We start from the raw sequence: 20,925 nt of genomic DNA on the forward strand, positions 1-20,925 counted from the left end.
GCAATGACCAATACGTATCAGAATTTCCTTGCGCTGCGCAGGATGGTGTTCGGCCATCTCCGTCTGCTCACGATCTTTGTCGGTGTGACCTTTATCGTCGATCACTGGCGATCTTCCGGGGGCCACGACACCGCGCAGGGCTATGCCAATGGACAGGTGGCGTATCTGGCCTCCGGTGGGCCAGCCTTTGTGCCGCTGTCGCCTGCGGCGCTGCTCAACAAGATGCACAAAGACGCTTCCTTTGACGTGGGCGATGCAATCAGCGCGATCGTCCAATCGTTTGATGATAGCAAACGCGGCCAAGTGCTTGAATCCTACCTGATCTGGGCGATTAGCACGGAACGGTCGGACAGCTATATTGATACTTTGCTGAACAGCGCGGCGGCCAAAGGCGATTTCAAAGTACCACCGGCGCTTACGACAGCCTCTGGTGCGCTGGATACGGCAGGTTTGCTGACGGCGGTTGTTGTCGCTGAACGCAAGGCTTTGGCCGCCCGCCAGACTGACGGCGATCAAGCTCATGCTCGCGACGGGCAGCAGATCCGCCAATCCGTCGCCTTTTACCACAATCAGGCTGCGCCACTCTATCTGGCCGCAGTCGATCTGCAGCGGGATGGGTACGCCCCGGGGCGGCGGCGCAATTAAGCGCCCCAGCCTTCCCCCTGCATTTCGCGCAAACGCGATGCCGTACGCTCGAACTCGAAGGTGCCTTCCCCCTCAAGATATAGCATTTCGGGTTCGGCCGCGGCCGAGCAGATCAGCCTCACCTTAGCCTCGTATAACGCGTCGATCAGGGTCACAAAGCGTTTGGCTTCATTGAAGTTTGACCGGCCAAGACTGGGGATATCGTCCAGCATCAGCACGCGCACGGCCTCTGCCAATGTCAAATAATCTGCCGCCCCTAGGGGCCGACCACAAAGCGCGTGGAACTTGGCGCGGGCGACACCGTTGCGAAACTCCGGCACGACGACATCGCGCCCCTTCACCCGCAGGATCAGCTCCTCCCCCGGGCCGCCAGCCAGATCATCCCAGACGGCATTCATCGCGGCACGGCTCTCTGGGTTGACGGGGGTGAAATAGGATTTCGTACCCGCCAATCGGTCCTGTCGGTAGTCGCGCGGGCTGGCAAGCTCCATCACCTTCATCTTCTCTTTGATCAATTCGATGAAGGGCAGGAATATCTGGCGGTTCAGACCGTCTTTATACAGATCATCCGGTATCCGGTTCGACGTTGTAACCACAACCACACCAGCTGCAAAAAGCGCTTCAAACAGCCGGCCAACGATCATGGCGTCGGTGATGTCAGTAATCTGCATCTCGTCAAAGGCCAGCAGCTTCACGCTATTCGCGACTTCGGCCGCGACTGGCGCAATCGCATCGTCGACGCCTGTTTTCCGCGCCTCATGCATCGCGCTGTGAATTTCCTGCATGAACGCGTGGAAATGCACCCGCCGCGTTGGCACATCGCCCATATTTGCCGCGAACATATCCATCAGCATCGACTTGCCGCGACCCACACCACCCCAAAGATACAGACCCTGCGGTGGCTCGGGCGCGCGCTTGAAAAAGCCCTTTTTCTGCGGGGCCATCAAGGCGCTGCGAATGCGGTCAAGCTCCGGCAGCACGGCCTCTTGCGCGGGGTCCGGCGTCAGGCTGCCGTCGGCAACGCGGTTATCGTAAATGGTGCGTAAATCAGTCATACCTTTGGCTTACAATGTGCCACAGGCTTTGGGAAGAACCCCCGCAGGCCGATATGCGCGCAGTTTTGAAATTGACGGCCCCGGTTTCAAAGCTACGGTAGCGGCACGTGCTTCGGGGGTCATCATGGAAAAAACTACGTCAATCTTCACACCGGTGCTGATCGTCGGGTGTCTGATCATCATGGTGAGCTTTGCCGTGCGTGCCTCTTTTGGCGTCTTTCAGATCCCCATCGCGGAAGAGTTCGGCTGGCTCCGCTCCGAATTCTCGCTGGCGATCGCGATCCAGAACCTCGCCTGGGGCATCGGCCAACCGATCTTTGGCGCGATGGCCGAGAAGATCGGAGACCGCCGCGCCATTATCATTGGGTCCGTGGTCTATGCCGTGGGGCTGGTGCTGTCGGCCAATTCGGTGTCACCGATTGAACACCAAACCTATGCGTGGTTGGTGGGTTTCGGGATCGCGGGAACGGGCTTTGGCGTGATTTTGGCCGTGGTTGGCCGCGCCTCAACGGCCGAGAACCGGTCGATGTCGCTGGCCATTGCCACGGCGGCGGGCAGCGCGGGACAGGTCTTTGGTGCGCCAGTGGCGGAATGGTTGCTGGGGTTCCTCAGCTGGCAGGCGACCTTCCTTGTCTTTGCGGGCGCGATCATGGCGATGTTGTTGACGCTGCCGTTGATGCGCGCCCCCGCGATGGCCAGCAAGGCCGAACTGGAGGAAAGCCTGTCGCAAATCCTGGGCAAGGCGCTGCGCGACCCGACATTTACCTTCATCTTTATCGGCTTCTTTTCCTGCGGCTATCAGCTGGCCTTTATCACCGCGCATTTTCCTGCCTTCGTGACCGAACTTTGCGGTCCGATCCTGGCGGGCGGCGTGCTGCATAACATCGGGATCACAACAACCTCTGCCCTGGGTGCGGTGGCGATTTCCCTGATCGGTCTGGCCAATATCGCCGGAACATTGCTGGCGGGGTGGGCGGGCAAACGCTATTCCAAAAAGTACCTGCTGGCTGCGATTTATACCGGACGTACCGTGATTGCGGCGTTGTTTATCCTACTGCCGATCACGCCGGTGTCGGTCATCCTGTTCTCCATCGGGATGGGGGCATTGTGGTTGGCGACGGTGCCGCTGACCAGCGGGCTGGTCGCGCATATTTATGGGCTGCGCTATATGGGCACGCTTTATGGGATCGTGTTTTTCAGCCATCAGTTGGGCAGCTTTATGGGGGTCTGGCTGGGCGGGCGGATGTATGACGCTTACGGCGATTACACCGCCGTGTGGTGGATCGGTGTGGCCGTGGGCGCGTTTAGCGCGCTGATCCATTTGCCCATCCGCGAGAAGCGGTTGCCCGGGCTGGTGACGAGTTAATCCGTCGCTTTATCCGCCGTGTCGATATGTGCCTTGATCGCTGCAATGATCTGGGGCGCATGGGTATAGGGCAGGCCGTGGCCCGCGCCTTTGATCACCTCGTGTTCGGCGGCGCGGTTCCATTCGGCAAGGCTGCCGATGGCTGACGCGGGGATCACCTGATCATCCTGCCCCCAAAGCGCCAGCACAGGGATATCATGCGTCCGGATCGCGCGGTGTTCATCCCGCAGCACATCCGCCAGAATACCGCGACGGCTGGCCAGCACCGCGGGAACATAGTGCTTATAGTCCAGCTGTTCGGCCTGATGGTCGTGGATGTGGCGGACCTGTACGGGGATGTCACGTTCGGCCCTGATGCCGCGCCGGAAGGTCGGCGGGAACAGCGCCAGCATCAGCCAATCGCCGACCAGCGGGGTTTTGGCCATAAAGTCGACCAGCTTGTTCGGCACCAGCCCCATCCCTGCGGGAGCCAGCAGGATCAGCCGTTCGACACGTTCGGGGAAAGCGGCGGCAAAGCACGTCGCGATAGAGCCGCCCATGGAATACCCCAGCAGGGTAAAGCTGCCGGTGACATCCTGATCTTCCAGCAGGTCTTGCAGCTGTTTGATAAAGAACTGGCGATCTTGCGGGGCAGACGGACGGTCGGAATAGCCGCGCCCGTAAAGGTCATAGGTTAGAGTCCGGTACCCCATCGACGCCAACCCGCGGGCGACCGCGCGCCAGACAATGCTGGGGGTGGTCAACCCGTGGATGCAAACGACAACAGGGCCTTGGGTGGGGCCGGTCCAGGCGTAATGGGTCACGCCGTCGGGCAGCTCTGCGAATTGGCCAAGGGCGCTGCCGCGGTCCGCGTCCTCCATTTCGGCACGGTTGCGTTCGATCACAAGCGGGATTGCGATGACCAGAGCCGCAATGAGAAGAAACCAGATCATCTGTGAGCGCGCCACCGGTCAAGGATATAGCGGCTGGTCATCAGGTCGAGATGTGCGCCGCCGCCGTTTTTGAACAGGGTGATGTCATCCTCTGACTGGCGGGTGAACGCACCGAGATCATAGTAATCCGCGACGATGTCACTTGCGCTCAGCACACCTTGGGCGATCGGGATCTTCAGCTCTCCGATATGTTCAACCGTGGTGTCGAGGCTGTCGACAAAGACCCGGGCACGGGTCAGCGCCGTATCATCCACCTCGCGCATGTCGGGGCGGTAGGCACCGATCAGGTCAAGGTGCTGGCCGGGTTGCAGCCACGCGCCCTTGATCAGCGGTTCGGTCGACATGGTGGCGCTGGTGATGATGTCCGCGTCGCGCACCGCGGTCTCAAGATCATCGGCAACGCGCAGCCCGTCGATATCACGTGCCATCGCCTGAGCATTGGGGGCGGATCGGTTCCACACCGTGAATGCGGCATCGGGAAACGCCGCCCGGTAGGCAGCGTGCAGTCCGCGCCCTTGGGTGCCCGCGCCGACGATCAGGATTTTGCGGCTGTCAGGACGGGCAAGCCTGCGCGCGGCGAGCAGGCTGTCACCGGCGGTTTTCCATTTGGTCACGAGGTGAAAATCTACCAAAGCCTCGAGCGCGCCGTGATCATCTGCGTAAAGCGACACGCCGCCGTTCACCATCGGCGCCCCTTTGGCGGGGTTGTCGGGAAAGATGGTGGCGGATTTCACCGCCAAACCCAGCCCGTCGATCCATGCGGCGCGGTTCAGCAAGGTGTCCTTGCCCCGATACAAAAACGTATCTGCGATTTCGGCGCGCGGCAGGTTGTGCCCCTGGGCCAGTGCGTCGGTCAGGCCGATCCAGTCCAGCAGGGCGTCGCCGGCGTCAAAGGGGATGATGTCGAACTGGGTCATGCGGCCTCTGCTTCCGTCAACAGCCCCGCAGCGACGAGCCTGTCAGCCCAACCGTCCGGCCCGGTGAAATGATGGGTCTGCCAGCCGCGGGCGTTGGCGGCGTTGATATTGTCGATACGGTCGTCGGTGAACAAAAGCGCGTCGCCGGACAGGCCCGATCCTTCCTCGAGCGCTGCATAGATCGCGGGGTCGGGTTTGATCATTCCCATATGACCCGAGATGAAATCGCGATCAAAGGCGCGCAGGAAAGGGTAGTGTTCTGCCGCATGATCATAGGATTGGATGCCGAAATTGGTCAGTGAAAACACCGGCACGCCCTTGGCCTGCAGCGCCTCTTTCAGCCTGAGAGAGCGGGGGATCACGGGGGCGGCCATTTCGATCCAGCGATCATGCCACATGCGGATCTCATCGCGCCAGGCGGGGTTGGCCTCGGCGGCGGCATAGATCGTGTCGGTGAAATGCTGGCCGCTATCGACAAGATCGTTCATGCCGTGCAGGTCCACCTCGGCGAACATGGCGCGGCGGCGGTCCTCTCCGATTACGGAGTCATAGAACCGTTCGGGCTGCCATTCGATCAGCACATTCCCGATGTCAAAGACGACTGCCGCTGGTTTCATGTGCTCTTCCTATTGCCGGGTCGGCGGGGGCACCTGCGCCGCCCTTGCCCTATCGTTGTGCCGCGCGAAGCTCGCGTTCTAGCGCGTCCAGAAAACGGGAGCGGTCGGCCTTTGTAAACCCTTTGCCGCCGCCCTGGCGAAACGGGTCCGCGGCGCGCAGGTCGGCCATCAAATCACGCGTCGCCAGCACATTGCCGATATTGGCTGCGGTCAGCGCTTCGCCATTGTGTTTCAGCACCCGCGCGCCGGCTTCGACGCAGCGCGCGGCAAGGGGAATGTCGCCGGTCACCACGACGTCACCGGGGCCGCAGCGTTCGGCGATCCAGATGTCGGCGATGTCGGGGCCGTCGGGGACAATCACGGTTTCGACCAGCGGGTTCTGCGAGGGGCGCAGCCCGCCGTTGGACACCACAAACATCCGCACCTTGTGGCGGGTGGCAACGCGTTCCGCCTCTGCCTTCACGGGGCAGGCGTCCGCGTCGATATAAAGCACCGTCATCGCCTGGCCCTATCGCGCATAAAGCGCATCGGCGTGGAAGGCGATGTGGTCTTCCATGAAGGTCGAGATGAAGAAATAGCTGTGATCATAGCCCGGCTGCATCCGCAATGTGGCGTTCTGGCGGGCTTTCGCCATCGCCTCGGCCAATGCTTCGGGTTTCAGCAGGTCAAGGAATTGGTCATCGGTGCCCTGATCAATGAGGATTGGCCCGTCAAAGCCGCGCTCCGCCATCAAAAGCGTCGCGTCATGTTTGGCCCAGGTCGTCTCGTCACTGCCCAGATAGGCTGCCAGTTGTTTGCGGCCCCAGTCACTGCTGGTTGGATGCGCAATCGGCGCGAAAGCCGAGACCGAGGTAAAGCGCCCCGGCAGGTTCATCGCCAGCGTCAGCGCCCCGTGCCCGCCCATGGAGTGGCCGCAGATCGCCTGCCGGTCCATGTCCAGCGCGAAGTTTTCACCCAGCAGCGCCGGCAGCTCGTCGACGATATAGTCCCACATCTGGAAGTGCGGTGCCCATGGGTCTTGGGTGGCGTTCACATAGAAGCCCGCGCCCTTGCCCAGATCATAGGCGTCGTCGTCGGCCACATCCTCACCGCGGGGGGAGGTGTCGGGAAAGACCACCGCGATCCCGTGTTCCGCGGCCCATGCCTGCGCCCCCGCTTTGGTCATCGCGTTTTCATGGGTGCAGGTCAGCCCCGACAGGAACCACATCAAGGGCACCGGGCCCTGCTGCGCCTCTTCGGGCAGGAACAGCGCAAAGGTCATATCGCAGTTGCAGGCGGTGGAACGGTGGGAATAGACGCCTTGGGTGCCTTTGAAGCTGGCGTTTTCGGAAATCGTTTTCATCGGGCGTCTCCTGTGTCTGGTTGGTCTATGGCTATCGGCCCTCGGTCTGCGCGGCAAGGGCAGGACGCTGCGCTGGCTGAGTATTTGCAAAAGGGTGAAGGCTAAAGCGCGGTGACCCACGCGATGACGAGGCTAACGCTGAGGATGCTGAGCAGTGTCGAGACAAGGATTGCGGCAGACACCCGTTGCGGCCCGACGTTATAGTGTTGGGCCAGCATATAGACGTTGCCCGCGACCGGCAGCGCGGCGGTGGCGATGATCACGCCCGCCTTATACGGATCGACGTTGAACAACCACAGCGCGGCAAAACCCACAAAGGCCGGATGGAGCACGAGTTTGCAAAACGACAGCCAGCCCGCGACATGCAGCTTTTCCGCCGATTTCGTTGCCAGCGATGCCCCGATGGCAAAAAGCGCGCCGGGGGTCGCGGCCCCGCCGAGGATGGCCAGAAATTCGTTCATCGGATCAGGGATCGGGATCTGAAGGCCGGACCAGATAAAGCCAAGGGTCATGGCGACGATCATCGGGTTTTTCACCAGCCCCACGGAAATCGTGCGCAGGGCGCGCAGGCTCAGCTGACCATCGCGCGCCCCGGTGATCAGGATCACGATGAGGCTGGAAAACACGATCAGATCCACCGCCAGGGCCAGTACAACCGGGCCGATAGCCTCTGCCCCGAGCAGCAGGGTCAGCATGGGCACGCCGAGGAAGCCGGTATTGCCGATCACGGCACATTGGGCCTCCATCGCGGTGGCGGGGACATCGAGGCGGCGCAGAAAGCCTGTCAGCGTTGCGATGCCATAGACAAAGCCCGTGCCCCATAGATAGGCCGCGACAAGGCGGCTGTCCCAGACCTCGGCCAAGGACAGGTTGGCGGAAAAGCGGAACAGCATGGCAGAGAGGGCGAAGTAGAAGACGAATTTGGTCAGATAGGCCGTGGCCTCTGCGGTGAAGAACCGCGTGCGCCCGGCCCAATAGCCCAAGCCGATCAGCGCGAAAAAGGGAAGTGTCTTGAGAAAGATCGCCAGCATGTGAAATTGGTAGCGGCTGGCTGTGCTTCGTGCAACGGGGCAACAGTGCTGTGACGCAAATACACAGGCTTTGGGGTGGAGGCTGCATTTGGGACTTGGAACTGAACGGTTCAGTTTATACTCTGCCTTTCAAACTGCCGGAGCCTTCATGACCAGTGACCAGACCAAGGTTCGTAAGGGCCGTAAATTCGATCAGGTTCTTGCGGGGGCGCGTGATGTCTTCATGGCAGACGGGTTTGAGGGCGCGAGCGTTGATGCGATTGCCCGTGCCGCCGGCGTGTCCAAGGCGACACTGTACAGCTATTTCCCCGACAAACGCCTGTTGTTCATGGAGGTCGCCGATACCGAATGTGCCCGCCAGTCACGGCAGGCTTTCGATAGTATCGACACCGATGCGCCGCCGCGTGTGGTGCTGGGGCTGGCCGGTCGGCATCTGCTAGGGTTCATCACATCGACCTTTGGTCAGCAGATGTTTCGCCTATGCGTGGCCGAATGTGACCGCTTCCCCGAGCTTGGCCAGCGCTTTTATAATTCCGGCCCAGCTGTGGTCCGGCGCGAGATGGCGGGGTATTTCGAGACCGCTGTCGCGCGTGGGCAGCTGCGTATGGAGGACCCGCTACTGGCGGCCGACCAATTCGGAGAGCTCTGCAAGGGGGATGTCTGGCTGCGACTGACCTTTGGGATCATCGACAGGATTTCTCAGGCAGAGATCGACCGCGTGGTAGACAGCGCGGTCGATATGTTTCTGGCGCGCTATGCGGCTTAGCCCTTGGGCCGGTTGTCGATAATCCGCACCGCTTTGCCTTCGGAACGGGTGATGGTGTTCACATCGCCCACGTCGATCATCACGCTGATGCCCACGGTTTCCTTGATCTGCGCGGCCAGCTGCTGTGCCGCTGTTTGCCTGGCGGCATCGTCGACGGTGGCGTCGACACATTCGCACAGCACCCGCATCTGATCCATGCGGTCGGGCTTGCTGAGCTCGATCTGGAAATGTGGGGCGAGACCGGGGGTGGCCATCAGCGCCTCTTCGATCTGGGTGGGGAAGACGTTGACGCCGCGCAGGATGATCATGTCGTCGCTGCGGCCGGTGACTTTCTCCATCCGGCGCATGCTGCGGGCGGTGCCGGCGAGCAGGCGGGTCAGATCGCGGGTGCGGTAACGGATGATGGGAAACGCCTCTTTGGTGAGCGAGGTAAAGACCAGCTCCCCCTGTTCGCCATCGGCCACGGGCTGCCCGGTTTCGGGGTTGATGACCTCGGGGTAGAAATGATCCTCCCAGATGTGCAAACCGTCTTTGGTTTCAACACATTCGCAGGATACGCCGGGGCCCATAATCTCGGACAGGCCATAGATATCGACAGCGTGCATATCAAACGCCTGTTCAATCTCGAGCCGCATGGCATTGGTCCAGGGTTCGGCCCCGAAGATACCTACTTGCAGCGAAGACTGGCGCGGATCGATGCCCTGACGCGCGTATTCATCCAGGATCGACAGCGCATAAGAGGGTGTGACCGTGATGCCGTCGGGTTTGAAATCCTCGATCAGGCGGACCTGTCGCGGGGTCATCCCGCCCGAGATCGGTACGGTGCTTAGCCCAAGGCTATCCGCCCCCAGATGCACCCCCAACCCTCCGGTAAACAGCCCGTAGCCATAGGCGTTATGCAGCATGTCGCCGGGTTTCAGCCCTGCCGCGCGCAAGGACCGCCCCATGACACTGCCCCAATTGGCGAGGTCATTCTTGGTGTAGCCCACGACCGTCGGCTGGCCGGTGGTGCCCGAGGACGCATGGATGCGCGCCAGCTGGTCGCGGGGCACGGCGAACATCCCGAAGGGGTAATTGTCGCGCAGGTCGGTTTTTACGGTGAAGGGGAATTTCGCCAGATCGCTCAGGTCGTTCAAGTCGTCGGGGTGGACGCCCGCGGCATCAAAGCTTTGACGGTAGAAAGGCACATTCGCATAGGCGTGGTGCAGGGATTTTTTCAGCCGCTCCAGTTGCAGGGCGCTGATTTCATCGCGGCTGGCAAGCTCGATCGGGTCAAGCGATGATCGGGCAGGCGTGAGGTCTTTCATGGGGTCATTTCCTCCTCGAAATGGTGGCCTTTGATGGTGCGTGACAGGCCACGGAACAAGGCGATGGTGCGCCCGTCCTCCCCCGTGACTGTCACGTCATAGACGCCGGAGCGTCCGGTTCTGGATTGTTCGCGTGCCGCCGCGTGCAGCCGTTCGCCAGCCTTCCCCGGTGCGAGGTAGGAAATCTGGTTCTGCTGGGCGACGGCAAGCTGGTTGTAGCTGTTGCAGGCGAAGGCAAAGGCGCTGTCGGCGAGGGTGAAGATATACCCGCCGTGGGCGATGCCGTGGCCGTTCAACATGGCCGCGGTGACCACCATCGACAGATCCGCCGCGCCGGGTGCGATATGGTCGATGCGCATCCCCAGAGATTGGCTGGCCGTATCGGTGGACCACATGGCAGCGGCGGATTTTTCGGCGCGGAGTTGCGGGGTCATGGCGGGCCTTTATGTTTCACAATTTGGATGCTTGCACAGATAATGTAACGCTTTCAAGAGAATTGATCGGCGGCTCTCTTGATTTGAGCGGCGAAGGGCGCAACTGTCAAAACATGACAGTGCATATTCATCCCTCACACCCGCAGAATGAACGCGCGCCCGAACAGGTTTCCTTTCACCGGACGGAGCTTGGCCCGATCCTGTCGCTTTATGGGCGCATGGTCGCGGCGGGGGAATGGCGCGACTATGGAATCTCTTCGCTGCGCGAGGTCGCGGTGTTTTCAATCTTCAGACGCACTGCAGAGATGCCGCTTTACCGGATCGAGAAACGCCCCAAGCTGCGGCTAAAGCAGGGGATGTACGCGGTGATCGGGGCCAATGGGCAGGTGCTGCGCCGCGGTCAGGATCTGGCTGCCGTGCTGCGCGTGCTGGAACGCAAGATGATCCGCGCCGTCGACCCCTAGACCGCCGCGCTGGTCGAGGGGGCGGATGGATTTAAGGCCATTTGGAAGGGCTGAGCCGTTTGTGCCCGGTCAGCGGGCCGTCGGTTTTGGCGATACGGGTCAGCGCGTCCTGGATGGGTTCGCGGGTGACGGCCATATGATGCGCATTGGCGTGGATCATGGTGGCGGGGTCGAGGACCAGCGCCACATGGCCTTTCCAGAACAGGAGGTCATTGCGTCGGATGTCGCGCGGGACGGGGCCTGCACCTGCCACGGTGTCGGCAACGCTGATCTGCTGCTGGTCGCTGTCACCGGGGCAGGGAATGCCGCAGGCGAGGAAGGCGGCCTGAACGAGGCCCGAGCAATCGATCCCCCAGCGGCTGTTCCCGCCCCAGAGGTAGGGCGTGCCGAGAAACAGCTCTGCCACGGCGGCGGGGTCCGGGAAAGCGTGCGGCAGCGGGGCGAGGTGCTGGGTCGGGATGTGGCCAAGCGAGGTCTGGGCAAATCGGCCTTCCGTTCCAGTCACCATAACGCGGCTGCCAAAGCTGAGGCTGCTGACATCCGGTGATTTCAGATCGGCACGCGTATAGGCGTGGGTGGCGGGTGCGGTGACGACGTGAGTCGGGGGGACCGCAGGGCCGATGGCGGTTTCGGATATGTAACCGCAGTAGTTGTCCTTGGTCAGTTGCACATAGGCGGTGCCATCGGTGCGATGAAGCACGGTCAGCGCCTCACCGTAGAGCGCTTGCCGGTCGCGGGGGCCGTCGGGACTGCGGTTCAGATCAACGACCGGAAGGGTGATCTGCGCCGCTGTCTTTTCGGTGATCCGCTTGGGGTCGGGATGCAGGCGTCGGTCGGTCATTTTGACAAGATCGCCCCGAGGCTGGCATGCAACGCGCGTGTGGCCTGACCAACGCCGCCTTTGGCGCGGGCAGGGGCGGCGCTTGGTTGCCAGCCGTAGATGTCGAAATGCGCATAGGGGCTGTCGGTGACGAAACGACGCAGAAACAGCGCGGCGGTGATACAGCCTGCGAACCCGCCAGAGGGGGCGTTATCCAGATCGGCGATACCGGGTTCGATCAGCGGCTCGTAGGGCGTGTGGAAGGGCATACGCCAGACGGGGTCGGCGTGGGTGGCGGCAGCGGATTCCAACGCGGCGACGAAATCGGGATCGTCGCTGAAATAGGGGGCAAGATCGGGGCCCACGGCGACCCGTGCGGCACCGGTCAGCGTCGCCATAGAGATAATCTGATCGGGCTTGTCCTCGTCCGCGAGTGCCAGCGCATCGGCCAGCACCAACCGGCCTTCGGCGTCGGTATTGTTGATCTCGACCGTGAGGCCTTTGCGCGAGGTCAGGATGTCTTGGGGGCGGAAAGCATTGCCGGAGACCGCGTTTTCAACCGCGGGGATCAGCACGCGCAGTTGCAGGTCCATCCCCGTGGCCATGATCATATGCGCCAGACCCAGTACCGCCGCCGCGCCACCCATATCCTTTTTCATCAGACCCATCGACGCGCCGGGTTTCAGGTTCAGCCCACCGGTGTCAAAACACACGCCTTTGCCCACCAGCGTCAGCTTTTTCCCGGTTTTGCCCCAGGTCAGGTCGATCAGCCGGGGCGCGCGGTCGGCGGCGCGGCCGACGGTATGGATCAGCGGCAGGTTCTGTGCCAACAGATCGTCGCCCGTGATGACAGAGATCTGCGCCCCGTGTTGATCTGCCAGTTTTCGCGCTGCGGCTTCCAGATCGGGCGGGCCCATATCCGAGGCGGGCGTGTTGATCAGGTCACGGGTCAGCATCTCCCCTTCGGCGAGGGCGCGGATGTGATCGGCGTCGATCCCAGCGGGCGCAACAAGGCGGGCGGCCATCGGAGATTGCGAGGCGTAGCGGTCAAACCGATAGGACGCGAGCAGCCACCCCAGAGCCTCCACCGCGCGCTCTGCCGCGGGCAGGTCGGCGTGCAGGTCATAGTCGCCCTTGGGCAGCTTTGCCGCGGCACCTGCCAGATGGAAGCGCCCCCGTTTGCGGGCGCTGGCCGTGCCGTAGCCCGCCAGAGCCATACGCAGCGCGCCATCTTCGCCCGGCAGCGTCAACGCCTGCCCCAACGCGCCGGTAAACCCTTGTGCCGCGACCCAAGTGCGTGTGGCATCGGATTGCCCCTCGAGCCAGTCAGGCAGGGCATCGGAGGCAATCAGATGCAGCGGGATCGCAGCGGCGGAGGGGTCGGCGAAGAGAGCGGACATAGGGCTGGGCCTTTCGTGCGTGATAGTCGCGCGCAGCCTAGACGTATCCTGTGGCGCTGCAAGCCCGTCAAAGGGTCACATCCTGTGTGTCCCAGATCGCGGTCAGCGACCGTTCGCCGATGCGGATCAGCCGCGTGAGCGTCGCCCCGATCGCGACGTGACTGTTCTGGTCAATCGCGCAGATCACATCCCCCGCGACGTTTGCCAGCTTTTGCAGCCCCACCTGTTCGGCAATCGCAATCAGCGACCGGCAGTTTTTACGCAGCTCAAGCCAGTTGGATGCCTGATACAGACGGTCGCAGTGGGACATGCGCAGGGCCAATTCCTCCATCGCGCGACAGACGACATCTTCGGCCCCTGATTCACCCAGTTGGTCATACAGGATACCCAGACGTTCCTGATCTACGCGGACTTGTTCGACAGGCCGCATTTGCAATACATACATTAGAGTCACCTCATCATTACGCCCCCACAGCGCATCTGCACTATGTCGGCCAATTGATGTCCAATTCGTTTACGGCCGTGTGCGTTTTCGCTCGAATACGATGCGAATTCAGAGTATTTTGGCTAAAATTTAGTAAAGGCGAGACAGAGATGGATAACGCGAAACCGCTCCCGAATTATCTGGTTCAACGGTATCACGGATGGAAAGCAACCAGTTACGCTGAAAACGAGGCATGGTACCGCCGTTTGGCCACCGACGGGCAGCATCCTCGTGCGATGATCATTTCGTGCTGCGATAGCCGCGTGCATGTAACATCGATCTTTGGGGCGGATCAGGGTGAATTCTTTATTCACCGTAATATCGCCAACTTGGTGCCACCTTACCAGCCTGACGGGCAGCAGCACGGGACGTCGGCCGCGGTTGAATATGCGGTTCAGTCGTTGAAAGTCGCGCATGTTATCGTGCTCGGTCACTCCAGCTGTGGCGGTGTGCAGGGCTGTCTGGACATGTGCAAAGGCAACGCGCCAGCGCTGGATGCTAAAGACAGCTTCGTCGGTCGGTGGATGGATATCCTGCGCCCTAAGTACGATGCGGTATCGGACATCGAAGACCCGAAAGAGCAGGCGCGCCAGCTTGAGAAACACGCTGTTATGACCTCTCTTGAGAACCTGATGACGTTCCCCTTTGTTGCGCAGCAGGTCAAAGCGGGCGAGCTGACGTTGCACGGCCTGTGGCACAACATCGGCGAGGGCGGGCTTGAGTGCTATAGCGCCGATAAAGAGATGTTCCGGCCCGTATAATGGGCCGGTCTGACAGGGACGGTTCCGGCGGCACCTGCGCGTGATCGTTCCTGCGCTTTTGCTGACCGTGTCGATTATTGGTACGGTCATCGCGACCTCCCAACCGGTTTGGGGGGATCTGGTTTTGCTGGCGGGGCCTTGTGCCATCGCCAGCGCCATCTTGCTCCTGCGCGAGGCCCGGGTCTGGCTGGCGGGGCAATCCCGGCGCAGTGCCCGTGGGGCGGTGGTGATTGACGGGTCAAACGTCATGTACTGGTGGGGCGGCACGCCGCTGATCACGCCAGTGCAGGACGTGGTGCGGACCCTGAAAGACCTCGGCTTCAAGACAGGCGTGGTCTTTGATGCCAACGCAGGGCATCTGCTGACGAACGCTTACAAAGATGATGCGGCGCTGGCGGCGATGCTGAAGCTGCCGGTGGATCAGGTGATGGTCGTGCCAAGCGGATCGCCCGCCGATCCCTTCATCCTCACCGCCGCGCGCGAGATGGGGGCGGTTGTCGTGAGCAATGACCGCTACCGTGACTGGGCCGATGACTTTCCCGAGGTGCTGCGACGCGGACATCTGATCAAGGGCGGATACCGGCAACAAGAGCTGTGGTTCGACTTTGCCACGCTGTCAGACGAACAGAGCGCCGCCTGATGGCCAGAGCGCCCGCGGCAGCGTTGATCTGAACATGCCGGACATGAAAAAGGCCAGCGCATCGCACTGGCCTTTCCCGACATAAAGATAAGGGGCGCTTAGCCTTTTTTCAAAACTTCGCGGCCCAGCAGTTCCGCGATCTGCACGGCGTTCAATGCGGCACCCTTGCGCAGGTTGTCGCTGACACACCACAGGTTCAGACCGTTGTCGATCGTGCTGTCCTGACGGATGCGGCTGATGAAGGTTGCGAAATCGCCCGCACATTCAACGGGGGTGACATAGCCACCGTCTTCGCGCTTATCGATGACCATGATACCGGGGGCTTCGCGCAGGATGTCGCGGGCCTCGTTCTCGTCCAGATGCTCTTCGAACTCGATGTTGATCGATTCGGCGTGGCCCACGAAGACCGGAACGCGGACACAGGTCGCTGTGACCTTGATTTTGGGATCGACGATTTTCTTCGTCTCTACCATCATCTTCCACTCTTCTTTCGTGTCACCGCTGTCCATGAAGACGTCGATATGCGGGATCACGTTAAAGGCGATCTGTTTGGTGAATTTCTTCGCGGGCTTGTCGTCGGTGGGGTTGTAGATCGATTTGGTCTGGTCCCACAGTTCGTCCATGCCGTCTTTGCCCGAACCGGACACCGACTGGTAGGTCGACACGACAACACGTTTGATCGTGGCGCGGTCGTGCAGCGGCTTGAGCGCGACAACCATCTGCGCGGTCGAGCAATTCGGGTTCGCGATGATGTTTTTCTTGGAATAATCGTGGATCGCGTCAGCGTTCACCTCTGGCACGATCAGCGGGATATCGGGATCGTAGCGGTACAGCGACGAGTTATCGATGACCACGCAACCGGCCTTGGCGGCCTTGGGCGCGTATTTTTTGGTCGCTTCCGAACCGACGGCGAACAGCGCCATATCCCAGCCCGTGAAGTCGAACGTATCCAAGTCTTTCGTCTTGAGCGTCTTGTCGCCAAAGCTGACTTCGGATCCCATAGACTTGCGCGAGGCAAGTGCCACGATTTCGTCTACAGGGAAGTGGCGCTCGGCCAGAATGTTCAGCATTTCACGGCCCACATTGCCTGTGGCACCCGCGATGACGACGCGATAACCCATCTTAAAACTCCAATACTAAAATGTGATGGTGCGGGCCTCTTATACCGCTTGGGCCCGCGGGGGAAGGGGGCGTGGCCTATTCGCCTGCATCGCGGGAAAACAGGTAGACGAACAGACCCGCTGCCATGAGCGCGGCAAACAGGGTGAAAATCATCACATAGGGGGCCTGCGCGGTGACGGCGGGCTGGCTGGCCGCATAGACGCGCCCCGACAGGAACTGCGCCACGCCAACGCCGCCAATGCTGCACAGGTTCAACAGGGTCATGCCCCGCCCGACGAGCTGCGGCGGCATAAAGCTGCGGCCGTGGGCGATGATCACCGCATAGGTCGCGCCAAAGAAACCGACAGCGGCCATCAGCGCCGTGGCAAGAATGATGCCGCTGTCGGGGAAAAGCATAAGCGCCACCAAGGCCGCGAGGTTCAGCGCCGTGCCCCCGACAATCACCCATTTCGTGCTGCCGATCACGCGGTCCAGCGGGCCATAGGCGAGGCTGCCTGCTACCATCGCGATCCCCATCAACAGGGTAGCCCAGCCGATCTGGTGAGCGTTCGCGGCAAAGACATCCTCGAAATAGGGACCGATCCAAAGCCCGCGCAACGCGCCGACCTGGGCGTAGCTGACGCTCATGATGGGAAAGATGAACCACAGCGCCTTGATCTTGAACACGCCAAGTAGGCTGCCGCGTTGTTCCCCTTCGGGGGTGGCGGGGTCGCGCACGACGCTCCAGATGCCAATCGCCGTCAGCGTGGTGATGGCGCAAAGCCCCCAAAGCGACGCGCGCCAGCCGATCGTTTCCGCCGCAATCGCCATCGGATAGGAGGCGACGAGATTGCCAAGCGTGCCGATGCCCACCATGACAGAGGCGAGCACGACAAAGCGGCTTGGTGCGAATTCACGCGCAAAGATATAGTAGGCTCCCATCAACACCGGCGCACAGCCGATCCCGATCAGGACCATCGCCAGATTGATGTGCAGCGGCTGCGTCGCCACCGCGAACAAAGCCGCCCCGCCGCCTCCGCCCACCAGCAGCAAGCTGGCCGCCGTGCGCCGCGGCCCGACTGTATCCAGCGCCCATCCCACAGGCAGTTGCATCGCCGCAAAGGAGAAGAACCAAAGCCCCGACGCAAAGGCGAGGTCTTCGGGCGTGGCCCCCAGATCAACGCGCAGTGATGGGCTGAGCACGGCCAGAAAGGCACGGAAAAACTGGCTGAGCACATAGCCCAGCCCCAACAAAGCTACCCCGCGTGTCATGTCAGTGTGTCACGCCATTTGCCCGCAAGCGCTTGCGCCGCGTGGCTGAGCAGCAGAACATCCGCCCCGACCGCAACAAACTGCGCCCCGGCCTCAAGCGCGTCGCGGGTCATGTCGTCGTGGGTCGACAAGATGCCCGGTGCCTTACCTGCCGCGTGGATCTTGTGAAGTGCGGTCATGATCGCGTCTTGTACATCGGGGTGAAGCGCATTGCCCATATACCCCATATCAGCCGCCAGATCCGCAGGGCCGATGAACACGCCGTCGATCCCGTCGACCGCGAGGATCGCATTCAGGTTCTCAAGGCCCTTCACGCTTTCGACCTGCACCAGCAGGCAGATCTCATCATCCGCCGTGGTGCCGTAATCCGCGATCTGCGAGAAACGCGCGGCGCGGGTCAGCGCATAGCCGACACCGCGGTCGCCGTGAGGCGGATAGGTGACATCGCGCACCAGCTGGCGGGCCTGATCGGCATTATCGACCATCGGCACCAGCAGGGTCTGCGCCCCCGCATCCAGCATCTGTTTGATCAGATAGGTCTCCCCCACGGGGACGCGCACGACGGGGTGGCTGTCAGAGGCTTCAAGCACCTGAAGCTGCGCCATGATAGAGCGCAGGTCGTTCGGCGCGTGCTCTCCGTCAATGACCAGCCAGTCAAAACCGGCGGTCCCCATCAGTTCGGCGCTATAGGTGTCCGCAAGGCCCAACCAGCAGCCAAAGACGGTATCGCCTTGTTTCAAAGCCTGTTTGAACGCGTTGAAGGGGGCTGGCATGGGCATGATCCTTGGTGCTGTTTCGGCGTACCCTAGGGTCAAGCATCACGGAGTGTCCAGAGGGGGCGCTGCCCCCGTCGCGCAGACGTTTGCCTAACCCGCCGCCATGTCGGCAACAGTGGGCAGCGGGGCGACGGCGCCGTAGCCCTGGACAGACAGCGCAGAGGCCGCGACGGCGTAGTGGCAGGCGGCTTCGGGGGTGTCGCCTTTTGACAGGCGGGTCAGGAAGGCCCCGTCGAAACAGTCTCCGGCACCTGTGGCGTCGACGGCTGTGACCCGAACACCGGGGATATGCGTTATCACTCCGGCGTGCCCCAGAAGTGCGCCGTCCTCTCCGAGGGTCAGGGCGACGATGTCCGGCCCCATTTTATGAAATGCCCGCACGATGTCTTCGGGGGTGTCCAGCCCCGTAATCTGGCGCGCGTCATCCAGACCCGGCAGCGCGATATCCGCCAGCCCGAGCGCTTGGGTAATCACGGAACGGGCTTGCTCAAGGGGCCAGAGCGCCAGCCGCAAGTTCGGATCGAAAGACACCTGCCGTCCGGCCGCCCGTGCGATACGCATCGCCTCCAGACCGGCATCGCGCGCGCTGGCACTGATCGCCAGAGTGATGCCGGACAGATGGGTGAACCGGGCGCTCTCTATGGCCTCAACAGGCAAGCTGTCTGCGGTCATTCGGCTGGCAGCAGAGCCTGCGCGACGATATTCGAACCGGTGCCCATCTGACCCGTGCCGCACGAAGTAGAGCCCCGTCGGAGCTGATGCGTCCGTCGCAACGCAGGAGGCATCGACGCCCTCGCGGCTCCAAAGATTGCGAAGCTCTTGCCCGAAACCGTCGTCGCCCAAGCGCGTTGCGATGGCGCTGCGCGCGCCGAGACGGGCAGCGGCAATGGCGACGTTTGACACGTCACCACCGAACCCCTGATGCCACTGCGTCCCGTTGATCTGGTTGAACTCGACCAGCGGTTCGCCAATGCAGATGATTTCGAAGTCGCGCATGGGGTCAGTGGTTGTTGCGCGGCAGGCCGCGGCTTGTGATGTCGCGGTATTCGGTAGCACCTTCAAAGACCATACCTTCAGAGAAGGGGCGTACTTTCTCGCGGAAGATCTCTTGCCAGGGGGATTGGCTTTCTGGCTGCGCATAGCCCCCCGCAGCGTCCAGCGCAGCGCGGCGCGCGGCAAGCTCGGTTTCGTCCAGCAGCACGTCCACGCGGCGCTGTTTCAGGTCAATGCGGATCGGATCGCCGTCTTGCAACAGCGCAAGCCCGCCCCCATCCGCAGCTTCGGGCGACGCATTCAGGATCGACGCCGAGCCAGAGGTGCCCGACTGCCGCCCGTCGCCGATGCAGGGGAGTGCGCGGACCCCCTGTTTGATCAGATAGCTTGGCGGGCGCATGTTCACCACCTCGGCCCCGCCGGGATAGCCCTTGGGCCCTGCGCCACGCATCACCAGAACACTGTCATCGGTCAGCCCCAACGCGGGGTCATCGATGCGGGCGTGAAAGTCTTCTGGCCCGTCGAATACCGCGACACGGCCTTCGAAAGCCTCTTGTGCGTTCGAGAAATAGCGCGCCCGAAAGCCCGCGTCGATGGCCGAGGTTTTCATCAAGGCGCTGTCGAACAGATTGCCGCGCATGTTCAGGAAACCCGCATTGGGTTTCAACGGTGACGCCGCGCGGCGGATCACATCCTCATCAAGGATTGGCGTGTCGGTATAGAGTTCGGCGATCGTTTGACCGGTTACAGTCAGCGCATCGGGATGTGGCAAAAGCCCGGCCCGCAACAATTCACCGATCACAGCGGCTGTGCCCCCCGCGCGGTGGAAGTCTTCGCCCAGATAGGTGCCGACCGGCTGCATATTGACGAGGAGTGGCACGGCGTGGCCGAATTCCTCCCAGTCTCCGTTGCTCAGCGCGATGCCAAGATGCGCGGCGATGGCATTGAGGTGGATCGGCGCATTTGTTGAACCGCCAAGCGCGGAGTTGACGACAATGGCATTCTCGAAGGCTTCGCGCGTCATGATCTGGGCCGGGCGCAGGTCTGCATGGACCATATCAACGATACGTTTTCCCGTATGATAGGCCGCTTGCCCGCGTTCGCGGTAGGGGGCGGGGATAGAGGCAACGCCGGGCAGCTGCATGCCCAAAGCCTCTGACAGGGAGTTCATCGTCGACGCGGTGCCCATCGTGTTGCAGAACCCGACCGAGGGGGCGGAAGAGGCCGCGATCTCGAGGAATTCTTCGGCGTCGATTGTGCCGGCCGCCAGCTCTTGCCGCGCCTGCCAGATCACCGACCCCGATCCTGCACGTTCGCCCCGGTGCCAGCCGTTCAGCATCGGCCCGACCGAAAAGGCCAGGGCGGGCATGCCCACCGTCGCCGCTGCCATCAGCAGCGCCGGCGTGGTTTTGTCACAGCCAATTGTCAGCACGACGCCGTCGATCGGATAGCCATACAGGCTTTCGACGAGGCTAAGATAGGCGAGGTTACGGTCCAGCATCGCGGTCGGACGCTTGCCGGTTTCCTGGATAGGATGCACCGGAATTTCCATCGGAATGCCTCCGGCGGCGATGATCCCGTCGCGGGTCCGTTTGGCCAGCTCGATATGGTGGCGGTTGCAAGGGCTCAGGTCGCTGCCGGTCTGCGCGATCCCGATCACCGGCTTGCCTGACCGCAGTTCTTCAAGCGTGAGCCCGTAGTTCAGGTAGCGTTCAATATAGAGCGCGGTCATCTCCGGATCGTCGAGATTGTCGAACCACTTACGGGAGCGCAGAGATTTGGTGTCGGTCATAATTCGTCTT

At 61.8% G+C, this 20,925-nt stretch carries 23 protein-coding genes; 6 read left to right on the forward strand and 17 right to left on the reverse strand.

Translation table 11 applies throughout. The annotated features are described in order from the left end of the window. Positions 1 to 3 precede the first annotated feature (3 nt). Positions 4 to 645, forward strand: a complete 642-nt coding sequence (locus IV89_RS02730; RefSeq protein ID WP_037942626.1) for a hypothetical protein — start codon at positions 4 to 6, stop codon at positions 643 to 645. Here IV89_RS02730 and zapE read toward each other — a convergent pair. Continuing rightward, positions 642 to 1,700, reverse strand: a complete 1,059-nt coding sequence (gene zapE / locus IV89_RS02735; RefSeq protein WP_037942629.1) for a cell division protein ZapE — start codon at positions 1,698 to 1,700, stop codon at positions 642 to 644. The genes IV89_RS02730 and zapE overlap by 4 nt on opposite strands. 124 nt (positions 1,701 to 1,824) lie before the next feature. On the opposite strand from zapE, the gene IV89_RS02740 reads away from it, so the two are divergent. Beyond that, positions 1,825 to 3,066 carry an MFS transporter gene (locus IV89_RS02740; protein WP_037942631.1) on the forward strand — a complete coding sequence of 414 codons (1,242 nt, stop codon included), beginning with the start codon at positions 1,825 to 1,827 and terminating at the stop codon, positions 3,064 to 3,066. On the opposite strand, the gene IV89_RS02745 is transcribed toward IV89_RS02740, so the two are convergent. The 6 genes from IV89_RS02745 to IV89_RS02770 all read right to left on the reverse strand — a co-directional run bounded on the left by IV89_RS02745 (position 3,063) and on the right by IV89_RS02770 (position 7,905). Next, positions 3,063 to 3,998: an alpha/beta hydrolase gene (locus tag IV89_RS02745; protein ID WP_037942883.1), complete on the reverse strand. Its 936-nt coding sequence runs from the start codon at positions 3,996 to 3,998 to the stop codon at positions 3,063 to 3,065. The two genes, IV89_RS02740 and IV89_RS02745, sit on opposite strands and share 4 nt — an antisense overlap. After that, on the reverse strand, positions 3,995 to 4,915 hold the full coding sequence (locus tag IV89_RS02750; RefSeq protein WP_037942633.1) for an ornithine cyclodeaminase: 921 nt from the start codon (positions 4,913 to 4,915) through the stop codon (positions 3,995 to 3,997). The genes IV89_RS02745 and IV89_RS02750 overlap by 4 nt, the downstream gene beginning before the upstream one ends. Further along, on the reverse strand, positions 4,912 to 5,532 hold the full coding sequence (locus tag IV89_RS02755) for an HAD family phosphatase (RefSeq protein ID WP_005850450.1): 621 nt from the start codon (positions 5,530 to 5,532) through the stop codon (positions 4,912 to 4,914). The genes IV89_RS02750 and IV89_RS02755 overlap by 4 nt, the downstream gene beginning before the upstream one ends. A 49-nt stretch (positions 5,533 to 5,581) precedes the next feature. Then, on the reverse strand, positions 5,582 to 6,031 hold the full coding sequence (locus IV89_RS02760) for a YaiI/YqxD family protein (protein WP_005850449.1): 450 nt from the start codon (positions 6,029 to 6,031) through the stop codon (positions 5,582 to 5,584). Between the two features lie 9 nt (positions 6,032 to 6,040). Next, a complete protein-coding gene (gene fghA / locus IV89_RS02765) occupies positions 6,041 to 6,874 on the reverse strand; it encodes an S-formylglutathione hydrolase (RefSeq protein WP_037942636.1) in 834 nt (277 codons plus the stop codon). Positions 6,875 to 6,975: 101 nt separating this feature from the next. Then, the gene (locus tag IV89_RS02770) at positions 6,976 to 7,905 is read right to left on the reverse strand and encodes an AEC family transporter (protein WP_037942638.1); all 930 of its coding nucleotides are present in this window, start codon (positions 7,903 to 7,905) and stop codon (positions 6,976 to 6,978) included. Positions 7,906 to 8,053: 148 nt separating this feature from the next. On the opposite strand from IV89_RS02770, the gene IV89_RS02775 reads away from it, so the two are divergent. Further along, the gene (locus tag IV89_RS02775; protein WP_037942640.1) at positions 8,054 to 8,671 is read left to right on the forward strand and encodes a TetR/AcrR family transcriptional regulator; all 618 of its coding nucleotides are present in this window, start codon (positions 8,054 to 8,056) and stop codon (positions 8,669 to 8,671) included. Here IV89_RS02775 and paaK read toward each other — a convergent pair. Both paaK and paaI read right to left on the reverse strand, forming a co-directional pair. Then, complete coding sequence (gene paaK / locus IV89_RS02780) at positions 8,668 to 9,978, reverse strand: phenylacetate--CoA ligase PaaK (protein ID WP_037942643.1); 1,311 nt, start codon at positions 9,976 to 9,978, stop codon at positions 8,668 to 8,670. The two genes, IV89_RS02775 and paaK, sit on opposite strands and share 4 nt — an antisense overlap. Next, a complete protein-coding gene (gene paaI, locus IV89_RS02785) occupies positions 9,975 to 10,412 on the reverse strand; it encodes a hydroxyphenylacetyl-CoA thioesterase PaaI (RefSeq protein ID WP_037942645.1) in 438 nt (145 codons plus the stop codon). The genes paaK and paaI overlap by 4 nt, the downstream gene beginning before the upstream one ends. Before the next feature lie 113 nt (positions 10,413 to 10,525). Here paaI and IV89_RS02790 point away from each other — a divergent pair, with 113 nt between their 5' ends. Continuing rightward, positions 10,526 to 10,876, forward strand: coding sequence for a DUF2794 domain-containing protein (locus tag IV89_RS02790; protein WP_037942884.1), 351 nt, complete (start codon positions 10,526 to 10,528; stop codon positions 10,874 to 10,876). Positions 10,877 to 10,907: 31 nt separating this feature from the next. Here IV89_RS02790 and IV89_RS02795 read toward each other — a convergent pair whose 3' ends face one another. The 3 genes from IV89_RS02795 to IV89_RS02805 form a co-directional block, all read right to left on the reverse strand. After that, positions 10,908 to 11,717: a C40 family peptidase gene (locus tag IV89_RS02795; RefSeq protein ID WP_037942648.1), complete on the reverse strand. Its 810-nt coding sequence runs from the start codon at positions 11,715 to 11,717 to the stop codon at positions 10,908 to 10,910. After that, a complete protein-coding gene (locus IV89_RS02800) occupies positions 11,714 to 13,096 on the reverse strand; it encodes a leucyl aminopeptidase family protein (protein WP_037942650.1) in 1,383 nt (460 codons plus the stop codon). The genes IV89_RS02795 and IV89_RS02800 overlap by 4 nt, the downstream gene beginning before the upstream one ends. Positions 13,097 to 13,163: 67 nt before the next feature. After that, positions 13,164 to 13,541: a hypothetical protein gene (locus tag IV89_RS02805; protein ID WP_005850435.1), complete on the reverse strand. Its 378-nt coding sequence runs from the start codon at positions 13,539 to 13,541 to the stop codon at positions 13,164 to 13,166. Positions 13,542 to 13,690: 149 nt separating this feature from the next. Between IV89_RS02805 and IV89_RS02810 the strand changes: the two genes are divergently transcribed. Both IV89_RS02810 and IV89_RS02815 read left to right on the forward strand, forming a co-directional pair. Further along, the gene (locus IV89_RS02810; protein WP_005850433.1) at positions 13,691 to 14,341 is read left to right on the forward strand and encodes a carbonic anhydrase; all 651 of its coding nucleotides are present in this window, start codon (positions 13,691 to 13,693) and stop codon (positions 14,339 to 14,341) included. Positions 14,342 to 14,381: 40 nt separating this feature from the next. Next, complete coding sequence (locus tag IV89_RS02815; RefSeq protein WP_037942652.1) at positions 14,382 to 14,981, forward strand: hypothetical protein; 600 nt, start codon at positions 14,382 to 14,384, stop codon at positions 14,979 to 14,981. A gap of 98 nt (positions 14,982 to 15,079) precedes the next feature. On the opposite strand, the gene IV89_RS02820 is transcribed toward IV89_RS02815, so the two are convergent. From IV89_RS02820 to IV89_RS02840, 5 genes are all read right to left on the reverse strand, one after another. Further along, complete coding sequence (locus tag IV89_RS02820) at positions 15,080 to 16,102, reverse strand: aspartate-semialdehyde dehydrogenase (RefSeq protein ID WP_005850430.1); 1,023 nt, start codon at positions 16,100 to 16,102, stop codon at positions 15,080 to 15,082. A gap of 76 nt (positions 16,103 to 16,178) precedes the next feature. Then, complete coding sequence (locus IV89_RS02825) at positions 16,179 to 17,354, reverse strand: MFS transporter (protein WP_037942654.1); 1,176 nt, start codon at positions 17,352 to 17,354, stop codon at positions 16,179 to 16,181. After that, positions 17,351 to 18,127, reverse strand: a complete 777-nt coding sequence (locus IV89_RS02830) for an HpcH/HpaI aldolase/citrate lyase family protein (RefSeq protein WP_037942656.1) — start codon at positions 18,125 to 18,127, stop codon at positions 17,351 to 17,353. The genes IV89_RS02825 and IV89_RS02830 overlap by 4 nt, the downstream gene beginning before the upstream one ends. Positions 18,128 to 18,220: 93 nt before the next feature. Beyond that, positions 18,221 to 19,126 (reverse strand): sugar kinase, encoded by a 906-nt coding sequence (locus tag IV89_RS02835; protein WP_037942657.1) that lies wholly within the window; start codon positions 19,124 to 19,126, stop codon positions 18,221 to 18,223. Between the two features lie 4 nt (positions 19,127 to 19,130). Next, positions 19,131 to 20,915, reverse strand: a complete 1,785-nt coding sequence (locus tag IV89_RS02840; RefSeq protein WP_005850424.1) for an IlvD/Edd family dehydratase — start codon at positions 20,913 to 20,915, stop codon at positions 19,131 to 19,133. Between the last annotated feature and the right edge of the window lie 10 nt (positions 20,916 to 20,925).

It is taken from the genome of Sulfitobacter sp. CB2047, from assembly GCF_000735125.2.
Classification (GTDB): Bacteria; Pseudomonadota; Alphaproteobacteria; order Rhodobacterales; family Rhodobacteraceae; genus Sulfitobacter; species Sulfitobacter pontiacus.